The organism is Pseudomonas sp. NFACC46-3, assembly GCF_900114515.1.
In the GTDB taxonomy this organism is placed as follows: Bacteria; Pseudomonadota; Gammaproteobacteria; order Pseudomonadales; family Pseudomonadaceae; genus Aquipseudomonas; species Aquipseudomonas fluorescens_Q.
Genome location: NZ_FOTH01000047.1, coordinates 1 through 15538 on the forward strand (window position 1 = coordinate 1; position 15538 = coordinate 15538).

Below are 15538 nucleotides of genomic sequence, written 5' to 3' on the forward strand. Positions count from 1 at the left end.
TTCGGCAACGGTGGCGCCGTTAGTGCGGTCGAAGCCGTCTTCAGCAACGGTGGCGCCGTTAGTACGGTCGTAACCATCAGATGCGACGGTGGCGGCGCTCGTACGGTCATAACCATCGGCGGCGATGGCCGAGCTGGTGCGGTCGAAACCGTCGGCAGCAAAGGTGTTGGCAGCCAGTACGGAAAGGGTCAGGGCGATGATCAGTTTGGTTTTCATGGTCGTGCTCCAGAATGTTTGGCGTTAGCGCCTTGGGTGTGGAGTTGATATTACGCTTGTTAATTTGATTAAAAAGCGCAAAAAAATGCTCAAATAAATCGATAAAATCGATGTGTTAGCCGTTGCAGCAGAGCGGTCAATGAGGCCATTGCCGGCGTATTCGAGTGGCGTTCTGTTGAGGATGAGGGTGAAGGTCAGGCATTAACCAGGGATTAATGTCAGAAAGATCTTTAGCCAGGAACGAAAAAAGGGGCGAACCCTGTCAGGTTCGCCCCTTTTTGTTTGTACGACTTGGAGGTCAGTCGGTCACGATCCGCGAATGCTTGCGGGTGTCTTTCATGGTGATGTACACCAGCAGCGACACAGCGATGCAGGCCGTCACGTACCAGTAGTAACCGGTTTCCATGCCGATGCTCTTGAACCATAGGGCGATGTATTCAGCGGTGCCGCCGAAGATCGACACGGTCAGTGCGTACGGCAGGCCGACGCCCAGGGCGCGGATTTCGGTGGGGAACAGCTCGGCTTTCACCACGGCGTTGATCGAGGTGTAGCCGCTGACGATGATCAGCGCGGCCATGATCAGGAAGAACGCACCCCACCAGGTCTGGATGGTGTGAAGGGTGGTGAGGATCGGCACGGTGAACAGCGTGCCGAGGATGCCGAAGGCGATCAGGATCGGCCGGCGACCGATCTTGTCCGACAGCCCGCCGATCACCGGTTGCAGGCACATGAATAGGAACAGGGTAGCGGCGGAAATGGTGGTGGAGTCGGAGATGCTCATGCCGACGGTGTTCACCAGGTATTTCTGCATGTAGGTGGTGTAGGTGTAGAACGCCAGCGTGCCGCCCATGGTCAAGCCGACCACGGTCATCAGTTCCTTGGGATGGCGCAGCAAGGTGCGCATGGCGCTTTCCTTGGCTTTTTCCTTCTTGGTGAACGACTCGGTTTCTTCCATGCCGCGCCGCAGGTACAGCGCCACGATCGCACACAGCGCGCCGATGGCGAACGGGATGCGCCAGCCCCAGGCATACAGCTGTTCGGTGGTGAGGAACTGTTGCAGCACGATCAGCACGCCGAGGGCGATGAGCTGGCCGGAGATCAGGGTCACGTACTGGAAGCTGGAGAAGAAGCCGCGACGTTCCTTGGTCGCCATCTCGCTCAGGTAGGTCGCCGAGGTGCCGTACTCGCCACCCACCGACAGGCCTTGGAGCAGGCGGGCAAACACCAGCAGGATCGGCGCACCGACGCCGATGGTTTCGTAGCTCGGGCTCAAGGCGATGATCAGCGAGCCGAAGCACATCAGGTACACCGAAGCCATCAACGCACGTTTGCGACCGGCGCGGTCGGCGTACAGGCCCATCAACCACCCGCCGATCGGGCGCATCAGGAAGCCCACGGCGAAGATCGCGGCGGTATTGAGCAATTGGGCGGTGGTGTCGCCCTTGGGGAAGAAGACTTTGGCGAAGTACAACGAGAAAGCGGCGTAGACGTACCAGTCATACCACTCGACCATGTTGCCGACCGAGCCGCTGAAGATCGATTTGATCCGGCTGGCGGTGGTTCTTTCACGGGCGGGCACGGCAGCCGACCCAAGGGGCAGGGCGTTGGAGTTATCCATTGAAGGATCCTTCGTTTAATTGTTTTTGTGGAGCGCGTGGGAACGCAGCCTGCCAGGGCTATAGCAGGAGCTGTGCCAGGTGGCAGAAGGCCGGTTTAGAGGGGGTAGTGACGTTGAATGAGCGGAAATCCGCTTGCTTTGGATTCGGCATGAGCGGGAATCCGCTTATGTTGATCGTTCCCACGCTGCGTGGGAATGCATCCCGTGACGCTCTGCGTCACCTCCGGAGCGTCCCTGGCGGCAGCGGGAGCGTGGGAGCGATCAACACCCTACAAAAACATCTCCCGACTCAACCCATGGCGTTGCATCTTTTCATTGAAGGTGCGGCGCGGCAGTTGCAGTTCTTCGAGCACGGCTTTCACATCGCCTTTGTGCCGCGTCAGGGCGGCGCGCAGGCATTGGGCTTCGAAGGCTTCCTGCTGGGCCGCGAGAGACTGGCCCGGCTCCGTCTCCAGGGCCTGTGGTTGATCGAGCCCCAACACCTGGCGTTCGGCGACATTGGCCAGCTCTCGCACGTTGCCCGGCCAGTCGTGGCTGAGCAGGTGGCTCAATTGCGGGCCGCTCAGGGGCGCGGCGGCGCGACCCAGGCGTTCGGCGGCGCTGTGGGTGAAATGCTCGAACAGTAGGGGAATGTCCTCGCGCCGTTCTCGCAGCGGCGGCAGGCGCAGCTCGGCGATGTTCAAGCGATAGGCCAGGTCTTCGCGAAAACGCCCGGCCCGGGCTTCGTCCAGCAGGTCGGGCTTGGTGGCGGCGATGATGCGCAGGTCCACCTGGATGCTCTGGTTGGAACCCAGGCGTTCGAGCTTCTGCTCCTGCAACACCCGCAGTAACTTGACCTGTTGGGCCAGGGGCATGCTCTCGATTTCATCGAGGAACAGCGTGCCGCCGTTGGCGTATTCGAGCTTGCCGATGCGCTTGCCCTGGGCGCCGGTGAAGGCGCCGCTTTCGTGACCGAACAGCTCCGCTTCGAACAGCGCTTCGGGAATGGCTGCGCAGTTCAACGCGACGAAGGGCATGCTCGCCCTCGTGCCGAAGTCGTGCAGGCAACGGGCGACCAGTTCCTTGCCGCTACCGGTTTCGCCGCGGATCAACACGTTGACCGGCAGTGCGGCCAGGTCCAGCACCTGGCGCCGCAGGTTTTGCAACGCACGGGAAACGCCCAGCAGCGTGCCATCGAGGCGGGCCCGGGCGTCGGCTTGTTCATGCAGGCGACGGTTTTCCAGGACCAGGGTGCGCTTGTCCAGGGCCCGGCGCAGGCTGCCGAGCAGGGCTTCGGGGCTGAAGGGTTTTTCCAGGAAGTCGTAGGCGCCGTCGCGCATGGCCTCCACAGCCATGGGCACGTCGCCGTGGCCGGTCAACAGAATCACCGGCAGGTCCGGATCGCGGCGACGCACTTCGGCCAACAGTTCCAGGCCGCTGAGGCCGGGCATGCGCACGTCGCTGAGGATCACCCCGGGGAAATGCTCCGGCAACCGGGCCAGGCATTCGTCGGCGCGGCTGAACAACTGCACCTGGAACCCCGACAGGCTCAACCATTGCTCGACGGCACTGCGGATGCTGCCTTCGTCATCCACGACCATGACTGAATCAAGCATGCAGTTGGGCCTCCTGATCGATGGGCAAGGTCACGCAGAATACCGCGCCGTTCTCATGGTTGTCCGCCGTCAGTCGTCCACCGGATTCATGGATGATCGCAAACGAAACCGCCAGCCCCAGGCCCAAGCCGTCGCCTACCGCCTTGGTGGTGAAAAACGGATCGAACACCTGGGCCAGGTGTTCCTCGGCGATCCCGCTGCCGCTGTCGCTGACGGTCAGGCGCCACAATTGCTCATCGGCCTCCAGGCGCACTTCCAGGCGCTTGATGGGTTGCTCGGCCATGGCGTCGAGGGCATTGCGCAGCAGGTTGATCAACACTTGTTCGAGGCGGATCGCATCGCCGCGCACCCAGGCCGGTCGAGTCAGGTGCAACACGGTGCTGATCTGTTCGTCGCGCAGGCGCGTGTCCAGCAATTGCAGCGCCTGGTCGACCACCGCCGCCAGGTCCAGGCGTTCGCGCAGGCCGCTGGGGCTTTTGCGGGCAAATGTTTTCAAGTGGCCGGTGAGGGCGGCCATGCGCGTCAGCATGTCGTCCACCGGCTTGAGGGCCTTGTAGGCGTCATCGACCCGACCGTGATCGAGCAATAAGCGCAGGGTCGCCAATTGCATGCGCTGGGCGGTCAAGGGCTGGTTGATTTCATGGGCCAGGGCCGCCGACATCTGCCCCAGTGCCGCCAGCTTGGCCGATTGCACCAACCCGTCCTGGGCCGTGCGCAGATCCCGGGTACGTTCTTCGACCAACCGTTCGAGCTCTTCGCGGCTGCGCTGGCGCAACCTTGCCAGGCGCCAGCGCTGGTTGAGAAACAGCAGCAGGAACACCAGCGCCAGCCACGAACCGGCGGCCGCGAGCCCGGCATTACGGCGGTCTTCGAAGGCGATCTGCGGACGGCGCAGCAAGTGCAGCGTCCAGCCTTCGGCGGTCAGCGGCAAGGATTCCCACAGGTAGTCCGCCGAGCCATCGGGCGTCTCGACCCGGGCCAGATGGCTATTGTCGTCAAAGCGCCGCAACGTTTCGTAAGCCAGCGGTTGCAACGGTTGTTTGTCGTATTGACGGGTGGCCTTGAGCTCGGCGCGGTCGCTGTCGCTCAGCGGCTGCAAGTGGCGATAACGCCAGCCTGGGCGGTTGGCGATGAAGATGATGCTCCGGGCATCGCTGACCAGCAGAGTGTCGCTGCCCTGGCGCCATTCGCGTTCCAGCTCCGGAAACTCCAGCTTTACCACCATCGCGCCGAGGAACTCGCCGTTGTCGTCGGTCACGGCGCTGGAGAGGAAGTATCCCGGGATGCCGCTGGTCACGCCCACCGCATAAAAACGTCCGGTGCCCTGGGTGCGGGTCTGGAGGAAATACGGACGAAAGCCATAGTTGTGCCCGACATAGCTGCTGGGCAGGCGCCAGTTGCTGGCCGCGACGGCCAAGCCTGTGTGGTCGAGCAATTCCAGGGTGGATGACTGGGCGGCGCCATTGATCCGTTCCAGCTTGCGGTTCAACACATCCTGCTGCGCCGCGCCGACCGGTCCCTTGAGGGCCGAACGTAACTCCGGGTCCAGCGCCAGCACGGCAGGCAGGGCGCGATAGCGCTCGATCAGGGTGTGCAACGAATTGGCGTACAGCGCCAACTGCTGGTTGGCACGGCTGGCGTCTTCTTCCAGGGCCACGCGTTCGGCGTGGCGCACGGCGAGGGTGGCGGCAACGGCTGCGCCGGTGAGGATCAGCAAGGTGTACAACGACAGACGCAAGGTACGGGTAGTTGGCAGCATGCTGGTGTGAACAGTTGCAAGTCGGGCGGGCACGATAGCATGGCGGTTGCGAAGACGGCTGCACATCCATATTCAAGGTGTCATTCATTGTGGCGAGGGCGCTTGCTCCCGCTGGGCTGCGTAGCAGACCCTTTTGTGAGCGCTACGCGCTCAAGCGGGAGCAAGCTCCCTCGCCACGGTTTGCACAAAAAAAAAGGCCGGTGGGCTTGTCGCCCACCGGCCTTTTTTACAGCAGCAAAGTGCCTGTTACTGCACTTCCACCGCCAGGCTGTCACTGATCTTCTTTTGCCAGATGGCAGGACCGGTGATGTGCACCGACTCGCCTTTGCTGTCGACCGCAACGGTCACCGGCATGTCCTTGACCTCGAACTCGTAGATCGCTTCCATCCCCAGCTCGGCGAACGCCAGGACCTTGGATTTCTTGATCGCCTGGGCCACCAGGTAAGCGGCACCGCCGACGGCCATCAGGTAGACGGCCTTGTTGTCCTTGATCGCTTCGATGGCGGTCGGGCCGCGCTCGGATTTGCCGATCATGCCCAACAAGCCTGTCTGCTCGAGGATCTGGCGGGTGAACTTGTCCATCCGCGTGGCCGTGGTCGGGCCGGCCGGGCCGACGACTTCGTCGCCTACCGGGTCGACCGGGCCGACGTAGTAGATGAAGCGGCCCTTGAGGTCCACCGGCAAGGTTTCACCCTTGTTCAGCATTTCCACCATGCGCTTGTGCGCCGCGTCGCGGCCGGTGAGCATCTTGCCGTTGAGCAGCACGGTTTCGCCCGGTTTCCAGCTCTGGACTTCTTCCGGGGTCAGGGTGTCGAGGTTCACGCGGCGAGCCGACGGGCCGGCTTCCCAGACGATTTCCGGGTAGGCGTCCAGCGGTGGCGCTTCCAGCGACGCCGGGCCGCTGCCGTCGAGCACGAAGTGGGCGTGACGGGTGGCGGCGCAGTTGGGGATCATGCACACCGGCAGCGAAGCGGCGTGGGTCGGGTAGTCCATGATCTTCACGTCGAGCACGGTGGTCAGGCCACCCAGGCCCTGGGCGCCGATGCCCAGTTGGTTGACCTTCTCGAACAGCTCCAGGCGCATCTCTTCGATACGGTTCTGCGGGCCGCGCGCCTTGAGCTCGTGGATGTCGATGGATTCCATCAACACTTCCTTGGCCATCACCGCAGCTTTCTCGGCGGTGCCGCCGATGCCGATACCGAGCATGCCCGGTGGGCACCAGCCGGCACCCATGGTCGGCACGGTTTTCAGTACCCAGTCGACGATGGAGTCGGACGGGTTGAGCATGGCCATCTTCGACTTGTTCTCGGAGCCGCCGCCCTTGGCCGCCACGTCCACTTCCACGGTATTGCCGGGGACGATGGAGTAGTGGATGACTGCCGGGGTGTTGTCCTTGGTGTTTTTGCGGGCGCCTGCCGGGTCGGCGAGGATGGACGCACGCAGGACGTTTTCCGGCAGGTTGTAGGCGCGACGCACGCCCTCGTTGATCATGTCGTCCAGGCTCATGGTCGCGCCGTCCCAACGCACGTCCATGCCCACGCGCACGAACACGGTCACGATGCCGGTGTCCTGGCAGATCGGCCGGTGGCCGGTGGCGCACATGCGCGAGTTGATCAGGATCTGCGCCATGGAGTCACGGGCCGCCGGCGATTCTTCGCGCAGGTAGGCCTCGTGCATCGCCTGGATGAAATCCACGGGGTGGTAGTAGGAAATGAACTGCAAAGCGTCGGCAACGCTCTGTATCAGGTCATCTTGCTTGATCACGGTCATGAGTCGCGCTCCTCTCTAAAGACGGGAACATTCAATAAGGTGCCGGCCGCTTGGGTGCATCGGTCGACGGGCGGCACCTCTATAAGGCACGCCGGGCATGCTGGCGCGACGCTAAAAAGGCGCGGCAGTATATCGCAGGCCGGCACCCTGTGGGAGCGAGCTGCCTTTGTGGCGAGGGGATTTAATCTGTGGCGAGGGGATTTATCCCCGTTGGGCTGCGCAGCAGCCCCAAAAAGCTGAACGAGATCAGCCTGACACACCGAGTTGTCTGGTTAAGGGGCTGCTGCGCAGCCCAGCGGGGATAAATCCCCTCGCCACAGATGGTCTCCTTGTCACAGGGGAACCTTGTCTCTGGTCCAAACTGGGTTCCGCCCGCAGCAAACAAATGCGTCAATCTGGGCCATTGCTTTGACGCCATTTTTCTGCTCCAGAATTGAATGGTCATTTGTCCTACACGCCACTAAAGTGGCGTCTGGCCTGTAGCGTAGGACGCCTCCTGTCAGTTTCCTTTCCCATGGTGAGTCAACGATTGACCCATAACGCCATTCAACGTCTTTTGCTGAAACGCTTCGCTTTGGCGGCAGCGACGTACGCGCTGGCACTGGTTTTATTGTGGCTGGCATTTTTCAGTGGTCATTACCTCGATTCGTTGCGCGGTGTCATCATCGGCAGCGTGTTGGTCGTGCTGTGCCAGGCTGGGCTGTTCGCGCTGTTTATCACGGATCGTAACCTGCGCTTCGCCGACCCCAGCCTTACCGAAGCGCAGGTGTTGATCGGCCTGGGCTGGCAGACCTGGATGATGGCGCACCTGGACCAGGCCCGGGGCGTGTTCCTGGTGTTTTATGTATTGATCCTGCTGTTCGGGCTGTTTCATCTGTCGCGCCGGGCCTTCGTGCGCTGCGCGACGCTGGTGTTCATCAGCTTCGCCGCTATTACCCTTTGGGACGGTTACTTCTTCAGGCTTCCCGATCCCACCTTGGCCGGGTTGCAGGTGGCCGTGCTGTTTCTGGTGCTGGTGTGGCTGGTGTTTTACGCCCGCTACGTCCAGATATCACGTCAGCGCATGCGCCAGCGGCGGTTTGCCCTGCAGGCGCACCAGGACACCTTGCGCGGGATGATGCGCCAGCTCGAAGACCTGGTGGCCACCGACGAGCTGACCGGGCTGTTCAATCGCCGCCACTTCCTGCGCCTCGCTTCGCGCGAACTCAACACCCTCAGGCCCGGCATCGCCCATGGCCTGGCCCTGATCGACCTCGACCATTTCAAGCGCATCAACGACCTGCACGGCCACGCCGCCGGCGATCAGGTGCTGCAGGCATTTGCCGCGGTCGCCACAGCGTGCCTGCGCGAGGGCGATGTATTGGCCCGTTATGGTGGCGAGGAGTTCGTCATGCTGCTGCCCGCCTGCGACCCCCAGCGCCTGACGGCCTGCTGTGAAAGGCTGCGGCTGGCATTCACAGAAGTCGAGCTGATCGGTCTGCAGGTCGGCGCCCTCAGCTTGTCGGCGGGCATGACGATGCTGGGAATGGGCGATGACCTGGACAACGCGTTGCAGCGTGCCGACCAGGCCCTGTACCGTGCCAAGCGAGACGGTCGCAATCGGTGCGCTGCTGCCTGGGAGAACGTCGATGCCTGAACTGACAGTCGCCGGTCGGCAATGGACGGTGGCGGCGGGCAGTAACCTGCTGGACGCCTTGAACGGTGCAGGCGTCGCGGTGCCCTACAGTTGCCGCGCCGGCAGTTGCCACGCCTGCCTGGTGCAGTGTGTGGGCGGTGATGTGCGCGACAGCCGCCCCGACGCCCTGAGCCCGACGCAGCGCGACCAGGGCTGGCGGCTGGCCTGCCAATGCCAGGTGGTCGAGGATGTGCAGATCCATACCTTCGACCCGCAACGTGACGGCCAGGCCGCTCAGGTGGCGGCGGTGGATTGGCTTGGTGGCGATGTGCTGCGCCTGCGCATCACCCCCAAGCGGTCGCTGCGTTATCAGGCCGGGCAGCATCTGGTGCTGTGGGCCGGCGACGTGGCCCGGCCGTATTCCCTGGCGAGCCTGCCCGAGGAAGACCGTTTCCTGGAATTCCACCTCGATTGCCGCGAGCCCGGTCAATTCATTGATGCGGCCCGGCGGATGAAGGCCGGTGATCCGATCCGCCTGGGCGAGTTGCGCGGCGGTGCCCTGCATTACGACCCCGACTGGCACGCCAGGCCGCTGTGGCTGCTCGCCGCCGGCACTGGCCTGGCGCCGCTGTTCGGCTTGCTGCGCGAAGCCTTGCGTCAGGATCACCAAGGCGCGATTCGCCTTATTCACGTGGCCCATGATGCGGCCGGGCATTACCTGGCCAAACCCCTGGCGGCGCTGGCGGCCAAGCACCAAAACCTCACCGTGGAACTGTTGACCGCGGCCGAGGCGCCGTCCGCCTTGGCGCAACTGCGGCTTGTTTCACGGCAAACCCAGGCCTTACTCTGCGGCCATCCCGACCGGGTCGAGGCCTTTGCCAAACGCTTGTACCTGGCCGGCTTGCCGCGCAACCAACTGCTGGCCGACGTCTTCCTGCCCCGTGGTTGAGCGCTGATTTCCAGACGCGAGACCGACCATGACCCCAACCCTGTTGCTCGACCGAGAGTGTGGCCTGCTGACGGTGCGCTTGAACCGTGCGGAAAAGAAAAACGCCCTGACCCGGGCCATGTACAGTCAGTTGGCCCAAGCCCTGGCGATGGCGGACAGCGACCCGCAGATTCGCGCAGTGCTGCTCACCGGCTCCAGCGACTGCTTCACCGCCGGCAACGACATCGTCGACTTCCTCGAACAACCACCGAACGACCTCGATAACCCGGTGTTCCAGTTCATGCTCAGCCTGCTCGATTGCCGCAAACCGGTGATCGCCGCCGTGGCCGGGCCGGCGGTGGGCATCGGCACCACGTTGCTGTTGCATTGCGACCTGGTCTACGTCAGCCGGGACGCGCGGCTGCGCATGCCGTTCGTCAACTTGGGGCTGTGCCCGGAATTCGGCTCCAGCCTGATCCTGCCACGGTTGCTGGGCCAGGCCAGGGCCGCGCAATTGTTGCTGTTGGGCGAGGGCTTCAGTGGCGAACAAGCGGTCGCCTGGGGCATTGCCACCGAGGCAATGGACAGTGGCGAGGCGGCATTGGCCAAGGCGCGGGAGGTGGCGTTGCGCTTCGAATCGCTGCCGGCTGAAGCGGTGAGTATCAGCAAGCAACTGATGAAAGCGCCGGACCGGGAACAGTTGCGCAAGGTGATTGAAGCAGAGGGCAAGCTGTTCACCCAATGCCTGCGCTCGCCCGAGGCGGTAGCAGCGTTGTCGGGGTTTATCAACAGGCAATAAGTTCTGCAGGGGCCAGTTCAGGCACTACATTCCCCAAGGGCAAAAACCAAAAAGCCCCGCCATTCACATGGCAGGGCTTTTGTTTTCCAGCGCTCGGTCACTCAGACCATCGGGTCGCCAACATGCAGGATTTTCATCCCGTTGGTGCCGCCGATGGTGTGGTAGCTGTCGCCTTTGGTCAGGATGACCCAGTCACCGGTCTGCACTACGCCACGCTTGACCAGTTCATCCACCGCCGCCTGGCTGACTTCGCCCGGTTGCAGGGCGGCCGGGTCGAACGGCACGGTGTAGACGCCACGGAACATGGCGGCGCGAGCCTGGGTTTCGCGATGCGGGGAGAACGCGTAGATCGGCACCGAGGAACGGATGCGCGACATGATCAACGGCGTGTAGCCACTTTCGGTCAGGGCGATGATCGCCTTCACGCCCGGGAAATGGTTGGCGGTGTACATCGTCGCCAGGGCGATGCTCTCGTCGCAGCGCTCGAAGGTCTTGCCGATGCGGTGGCTGGAAGTCTTGCTGGTCGGGTGCTTTTCAGCGCCGATGCAGATGCGTGCCATGGCCTGCACCGCTTCGAGCGGGTAGAGGCCCGCGGCGCTTTCGGCCGAGAGCATCACGGCGTCGGTGTAGTCCAGTACGGCGTTGGCTACGTCGGACACTTCGGCGCGGGTCGGCATCGGGTTCTGGATCATCGACTCCATCATCTGGGTCGCGACGATCACCGCTTTGTTGTGGCGGCGTGCGTGCAGGATGATCTTCTTCTGGATACCCACCAGCTCAGCGTCGCCGATTTCCACGCCCAGGTCGCCACGGGCCACCATCACGGCGTCGGAGGCCTTGATCAGGCCGTCGAGGGTTTCGTCGTCGGCGACGGCTTCGGCGCGCTCGATCTTGGCCACCAGCCAGGCAGTACCGCCGGCTTCGTCGCGCAGTTGACGGGCGTATTCCATGTCGGCGGCGTCACGTGGGAAGGACACGGCCAGGTAATCGACTTCCATCTCTGCGGCCAGCTTGATGTCGGCCTTGTCTTTTTCGGTCAGGGCCGGTGCGGTCAGGCCACCACCGCGACGGTTGATGCCTTTGTGGTCCGACAGCGGGCCGCCGATGGTCACGACGCAGTTCAGTTCGGTGGCAGTGGCGGTCTCGACGCGCATCACCACGCGACCGTCGTCGAGCAGCAACTCGTCGCCCACGCCGCAGTCCTTGACCAGGTCCGGGTAGTCGATACCCACCACCTGTTGGTTGCCTTCGGTCAGCGGATGGCTGGTGGAGAAGGTGAAGGTGTCACCAATCTTCAGCTCGATGCGCTTGTTGGCGAATTTGGCGATACGGATCTTCGGGCCTTGCAGGTCGCCCAGCAGGGCAACGAAACGGCCGTGCTTGGCGGCGAGGTCGCGCACCAGCTTGGCACGTGCCTTGTGTTCTTCGGGGGTACCGTGGGAAAAGTTCAGGCGGGCGACGTCCAGGCCAGCCAGAATCAGCTGTTCGAGAACTTCCGGCGAATTACTGGCCGGGCCAAGGGTAGCGACGATTTTGGTGCGACGGACGGACATGCAAGACTCCTCAAGTTCAAGCGCCAGCGAAGGCTACTATGCTCTTTGGGTGTAGTCATTGTTCATATGCACTACTTTTTCGTTTGTTTTTCGAAATGAACATTCCTGAAAATTTTCACACCTCTTTGGGCTACACACCTCCCTGTGGCGAGGGGATTTATCCCCGCTGGGCTGCGAAGCAGCCCCAAAAAGCTCGAACGAGATCAGCCTGACACACCGAGTGGTTTGGTTATGGGGCTGCTGCGCAGCCCAACGGGGATAAATCCCCTCGCCACAGATAAATTCTTTGCCACAGATCAAATTCCTCGCCACAAGAGCAAGCCCGGCACCATTTTCAGGCTGAAGATTTTCCCAGCCAGGTCGATACAGAGCTCAAGACAGGAGAACCTCCCATGCGATTCGTGCTTTTTGTTGCCCTGGCCCTGAGCGTCACGGGCTGCACCCGTTGGTCGATGAACCATCACATGAACCTGGCCTACAAGGCCTATGACCGCGGCAATTGCGAGCAGGTCATGCTCGAACTGTCCCAGGTCGACCGCGCCAGCCGTGCCCGCCGCTACATGCAGCCGGAAGTCTCGATGCTGCGCGGCCAGTGCCTGGAGCGGCAGAAGCTGTTTGTCGATGCGGCGCAGACCTACCAGTTCATCATCACGCAATACCCTAACAGTGAATACGCCTTCCGCGCCCGCGCCCGGCTCGAGACCTTGCAGAGCCTGGGCCATTACCCGACCCGCAGCGCGTCGGCGATCCGCCCGACGGCGTCCTGACAGGCTCATCAAGCCATGGGCCGGGGGCGATCCCTGGCCACAAGCCCCCCGGGTATTTTTGTTTATGAAAGGTGTGCGCACGGACTGGCTGCCACACGACCATGAGCTATATTTGTACAAAACGTCATTAGAGCTAAATCTCTAACTTCAAGCGGCACCTGTGACCGGCAGCACTAGGCTTGAACGCTTGCGAGCGTCTGGCACCGGGATCGGGGAGAGCGAGCTGGCGTGTGCTCGTTCCGAAGTATTAGGTTGCCCCGATTCGGGGTCGTTCAAAAAGCGATACAGGACATGTACAAAAAACGGCGCATCGAACGGCAGCAGTTGCCGTATTTCCTGAGAGTGTTTAATGGCGTCAACGGCAAGCCCATCGGTTTTTTGGGCAACGTTTCTGCAGATGGCCTGATGCTCATCAGCCATTTACCGTTGATGGTCGGCGCGGACTTTGACTTGCACCTGAAAATCCCTTCCGACGAGGGACCGCAGCAGAACATTGTGCTCAGGGCCAATTGCCTGTGGTGCCGCGAAGACGTGACGCCGCAGCATTTCGACGCCGGTTTCAGCCTGCAATGGGCGCCGCCGGAGTACGGGCAACTGATCAGCGCATTGCAGCAATATTTCAGTTTTTATCCGTTGCCGGAATCGGCCTGAGCCCCGGTCACTTTTGTTGGCGCAACACTTTGTGGGAGCGAGCAAGCTCGCTCCCACAGGTTTCTCATACACCTCTTCTAGCGCTGAACCTTCGCTTCGTTATCCAGCATCTTCTCCAGCAACAACACCCCCATCTCGCCCATCTGGTGAATCGCCAGGGCCAGGTTGCGCGGGGCGCCTTCCAGGTCTTCCGATAAATCCAGGATCAGCGTGCTCACCGAGCAGAAGGTTTCGTAGGTGTGCGCGAGCATGCCTTCGGGGTCGGCGTCGGGGGCGACGATGAAGTAGTCCGGTTGTTTGCCAGGCTTCTTGTCGGGTTGGCCGTGGTTGGGCTTGAGGTAATAGTCGAGGGCTCTTTGGGCGGCTTCGTCGAGCTTTTCGGGGTCGAGGGTTTCGTGGGGGGGGAGCGGGTCGGTATGGGGTGGATTGGGGGTTGGTTTGATCATATTCACTTCTCTTTGGTGGCGCTGCCATCCGGCTCGCGACTAAACGAGGGGTGGCGGCTGGACGCAGGTTAGTCGACCGGTGAGAAGTGAAACCGGCGCGCCCGAGGGCGCCCTGCGCACAGCCACCATCAAGTGCGGGGATAGGGGAACCCGACTGGATGACGCTTGTGCACCTCACTTCAACACCGGGCGACTAAACCCGATCGCTGGATATCAGCGACGCGAATCAAGTTACGGGGCAAGGCCAAGGCACACAAGCCGGCGGATTCTGGCGGATCTGTAGTCCGTTGCGCAAGGCGCTGTAGTCAGCTGGAGCTTTGCTGGCTCGCTGTAGGACCTATGCGGTCCCCGCCTTTTTCCATGCAAGATATTGCGTCACCAATTGCGCCCCCAACTCACTGGGGCGCGCATCCAGGGTCGGGATGCCATGGGCGCTCAGTTGCTGATGCAGTTCGGCCCGGGCATTCAAGTAGTCCACCGTCCCGCAGTAGGCCAAGGCTTCAGGCAAGGTTTGCACCGGCGCCTGGCGCAAGCGGTCGAGGGCTTCTTCCCGCAGGCTGGCCACCAGCACCCGATGCTGTTGGCCCAACCGTTTCACGGCGGCGAGCAGATCCGCGTCGTCTTCATCCCGCAAGTTGGTCACCACCACCACCAGGGCCCGGCGTTTTTGCCGGGCCAGCAACTGGGTGACGGCTGCCTGGTAGTCGGCGGGGCGTTGGCTGCTATCGAGGTCGTACACGGTGTTGAGCAAGACGTTGAGCTGGCCCGGGCCTTTGACCGGGGCGAGGTAGCGGGGCTGATCACTGGCGAACGTGTTCAGGCCCACGGCATCGCCCTGGCGCAGCGCGGTGTAGCTGAGCAGCAGGCAGGCGTTGAGGGCGTGGTCGAAGTGCGACAGCTCGCCGTCCTGGCTGCGCATGCGCCGGCCGCAGTCGAGCATGAAGATGATCTGTTGGTCGCGCTCGTCTTCGTATTCCCGGGCAATCGGCGTGCGATGGCGGGCCGTAGCCTTCCAGTCGATCTGGCGCAGGCTGTCGCCCTCGCGAAATTCGCGCAGTTGATGGAATTCCTGGCCCTGGCCGCGCCGTTGCCGCTGACGGATGCCGAGTTGGCTGAGCCAGTTGTCCACCGCCAGCAGTTGACCGTCGTAGAGCCTGGCGAAATCCGGGTAGACCCGAGTCTCATCGAGCGCATCCAGCAGACGCTTGTCGGTCCACAGGCCCAACGGGCTCGGCAGGTTGATTTCGCAATGTTCGAAGGCGAAGTGCCCGCGCTCGAGCGGGCGCAGGCGGTAGCCAACCTGGCTGTGTTGGCCGGGTTGCAGCTCGACGGACAGGGGCAGGTTTTCGAAGTCCAGGCCGTCGGGGACGTGATCGAAGACCTGCGCCTCCAGCGGTTGGGCAAAGTCATGGCTGATGTCCAAGTGGATTTCACCCCAGCGACCCAGGGCCAGGCTGCCGGGCATCTGCCGTTGTACCCGCGGCGAGGGCAGGCGCCGGACGCGCACCGCGTCGAGCAGCGCCAGGGCCAGCAAGGCCAGCAGCAAACCCCAGTTGATCGACAGCAGTGTCGCTGGCAGCGCCACGCCCAGTGCCCGCAGCGCGCCCAGCGCGATGTCGAGGGCCAGCAGAAGCGTGAGCCAGATCAAGAGCAGGCGCGAGGGTTTCATGGGTGCATTCCCGTTGGAGACATGCAGAGCGCGCTTTTGTGGCGAGGGGATTTATCCCCGCTGGGCTGCGAAGCGGCCCCCTGGTTTTGTCTGACACACTGCAAGGGGCCGCTGCGCGCCCCAGCGGGGATAAATCCCCTCGCCACAATGAG

Annotated in this window: 12 protein-coding genes and 1 pseudogene; 5 read left to right on the plus strand and 8 right to left on the minus strand. The window is 62.6% G+C overall.

Features of this window, described 5'->3' with window-relative positions; all coding sequences use genetic code 11:
- The 5 genes and pseudogenes from BM300_RS27700 to BM300_RS27720 all read right to left on the minus strand — a co-directional run.
- A pseudogene (locus BM300_RS27700) lies at positions 1 to 216 on the minus strand (heme utilization protein); the annotation flags it as partial.
- Positions 217 to 514: 298 nt separating this feature from the next.
- The gene (locus tag BM300_RS27705; RefSeq protein ID WP_063324580.1) at positions 515 to 1834 is read right to left on the minus strand and encodes an MFS transporter; all 1320 of its coding nucleotides are present in this window, start codon (positions 1832 to 1834) and stop codon (positions 515 to 517) included.
- 269 nt (positions 1835 to 2103) lie between these two features.
- Positions 2104 to 3429 carry a sigma-54-dependent transcriptional regulator gene (locus BM300_RS27710; protein ID WP_092223445.1) on the minus strand — a complete coding sequence of 442 codons (1326 nt, stop codon included), beginning with the start codon at positions 3427 to 3429 and terminating at the stop codon, positions 2104 to 2106.
- Positions 3422 to 5188, minus strand: coding sequence for a sensor histidine kinase (locus BM300_RS27715; protein WP_092345689.1), 1767 nt, complete (start codon positions 5186 to 5188; stop codon positions 3422 to 3424). Before BM300_RS27715 ends, BM300_RS27710 begins: the two co-directional genes overlap by 8 nt.
- A 246-nt stretch (positions 5189 to 5434) precedes the next feature.
- A complete protein-coding gene (locus tag BM300_RS27720; protein ID WP_063324582.1) occupies positions 5435 to 6958 on the minus strand; it encodes a fumarate hydratase in 1524 nt (507 codons plus the stop codon).
- Between the two features lie 529 nt (positions 6959 to 7487).
- Here BM300_RS27720 and BM300_RS27730 point away from each other — a divergent pair.
- Genes BM300_RS27730 through BM300_RS27740 form a run of 3 tightly spaced genes read left to right on the plus strand, consistent with a single transcriptional unit; the run spans position 7488 to position 10300 of the window.
- The gene (locus BM300_RS27730) at positions 7488 to 8594 is read left to right on the plus strand and encodes a GGDEF domain-containing protein (RefSeq protein ID WP_063325235.1); all 1107 of its coding nucleotides are present in this window, start codon (positions 7488 to 7490) and stop codon (positions 8592 to 8594) included.
- Positions 8587 to 9522: an iron-sulfur-binding ferredoxin reductase gene (locus tag BM300_RS27735; RefSeq protein WP_092345687.1), complete on the plus strand. Its 936-nt coding sequence runs from the start codon at positions 8587 to 8589 to the stop codon at positions 9520 to 9522. The genes BM300_RS27730 and BM300_RS27735 overlap by 8 nt, the downstream gene beginning before the upstream one ends.
- Positions 9523 to 9550: 28 nt before the next feature.
- The gene (locus tag BM300_RS27740; RefSeq protein ID WP_092345685.1) at positions 9551 to 10300 is read left to right on the plus strand and encodes an enoyl-CoA hydratase; all 750 of its coding nucleotides are present in this window, start codon (positions 9551 to 9553) and stop codon (positions 10298 to 10300) included.
- A 101-nt stretch (positions 10301 to 10401) separates the two neighbouring features.
- On the opposite strand, the gene pyk is transcribed toward BM300_RS27740, so the two are convergent.
- Positions 10402 to 11853, minus strand: coding sequence for a pyruvate kinase (gene pyk / locus BM300_RS27745; RefSeq protein ID WP_063324585.1), 1452 nt, complete (start codon positions 11851 to 11853; stop codon positions 10402 to 10404).
- Positions 11854 to 12245: 392 nt separating this feature from the next.
- On the opposite strand from pyk, the gene BM300_RS27750 reads away from it, so the two are divergent.
- Both BM300_RS27750 and BM300_RS27755 read left to right on the plus strand, forming a co-directional pair.
- Complete coding sequence (locus BM300_RS27750) at positions 12246 to 12620, plus strand: tetratricopeptide repeat protein (protein ID WP_053124682.1); 375 nt, start codon at positions 12246 to 12248, stop codon at positions 12618 to 12620.
- Positions 12621 to 12911: 291 nt separating this feature from the next.
- On the plus strand, positions 12912 to 13271 hold the full coding sequence (locus tag BM300_RS27755) for a PilZ domain-containing protein (protein WP_063324586.1): 360 nt from the start codon (positions 12912 to 12914) through the stop codon (positions 13269 to 13271).
- Positions 13272 to 13348: 77 nt separating this feature from the next.
- Here BM300_RS27755 and BM300_RS27760 read toward each other — a convergent pair whose 3' ends face one another.
- On the minus strand, positions 13349 to 13717 hold the full coding sequence (locus tag BM300_RS27760) for a DUF6124 family protein (protein WP_092464539.1): 369 nt from the start codon (positions 13715 to 13717) through the stop codon (positions 13349 to 13351).
- A gap of 337 nt (positions 13718 to 14054) precedes the next feature.
- The gene (locus BM300_RS27765) at positions 14055 to 15386 is read right to left on the minus strand and encodes a DUF58 domain-containing protein (RefSeq protein WP_092345683.1); all 1332 of its coding nucleotides are present in this window, start codon (positions 15384 to 15386) and stop codon (positions 14055 to 14057) included.
- Positions 15387 to 15538: the final 152 nt, after the last annotated feature.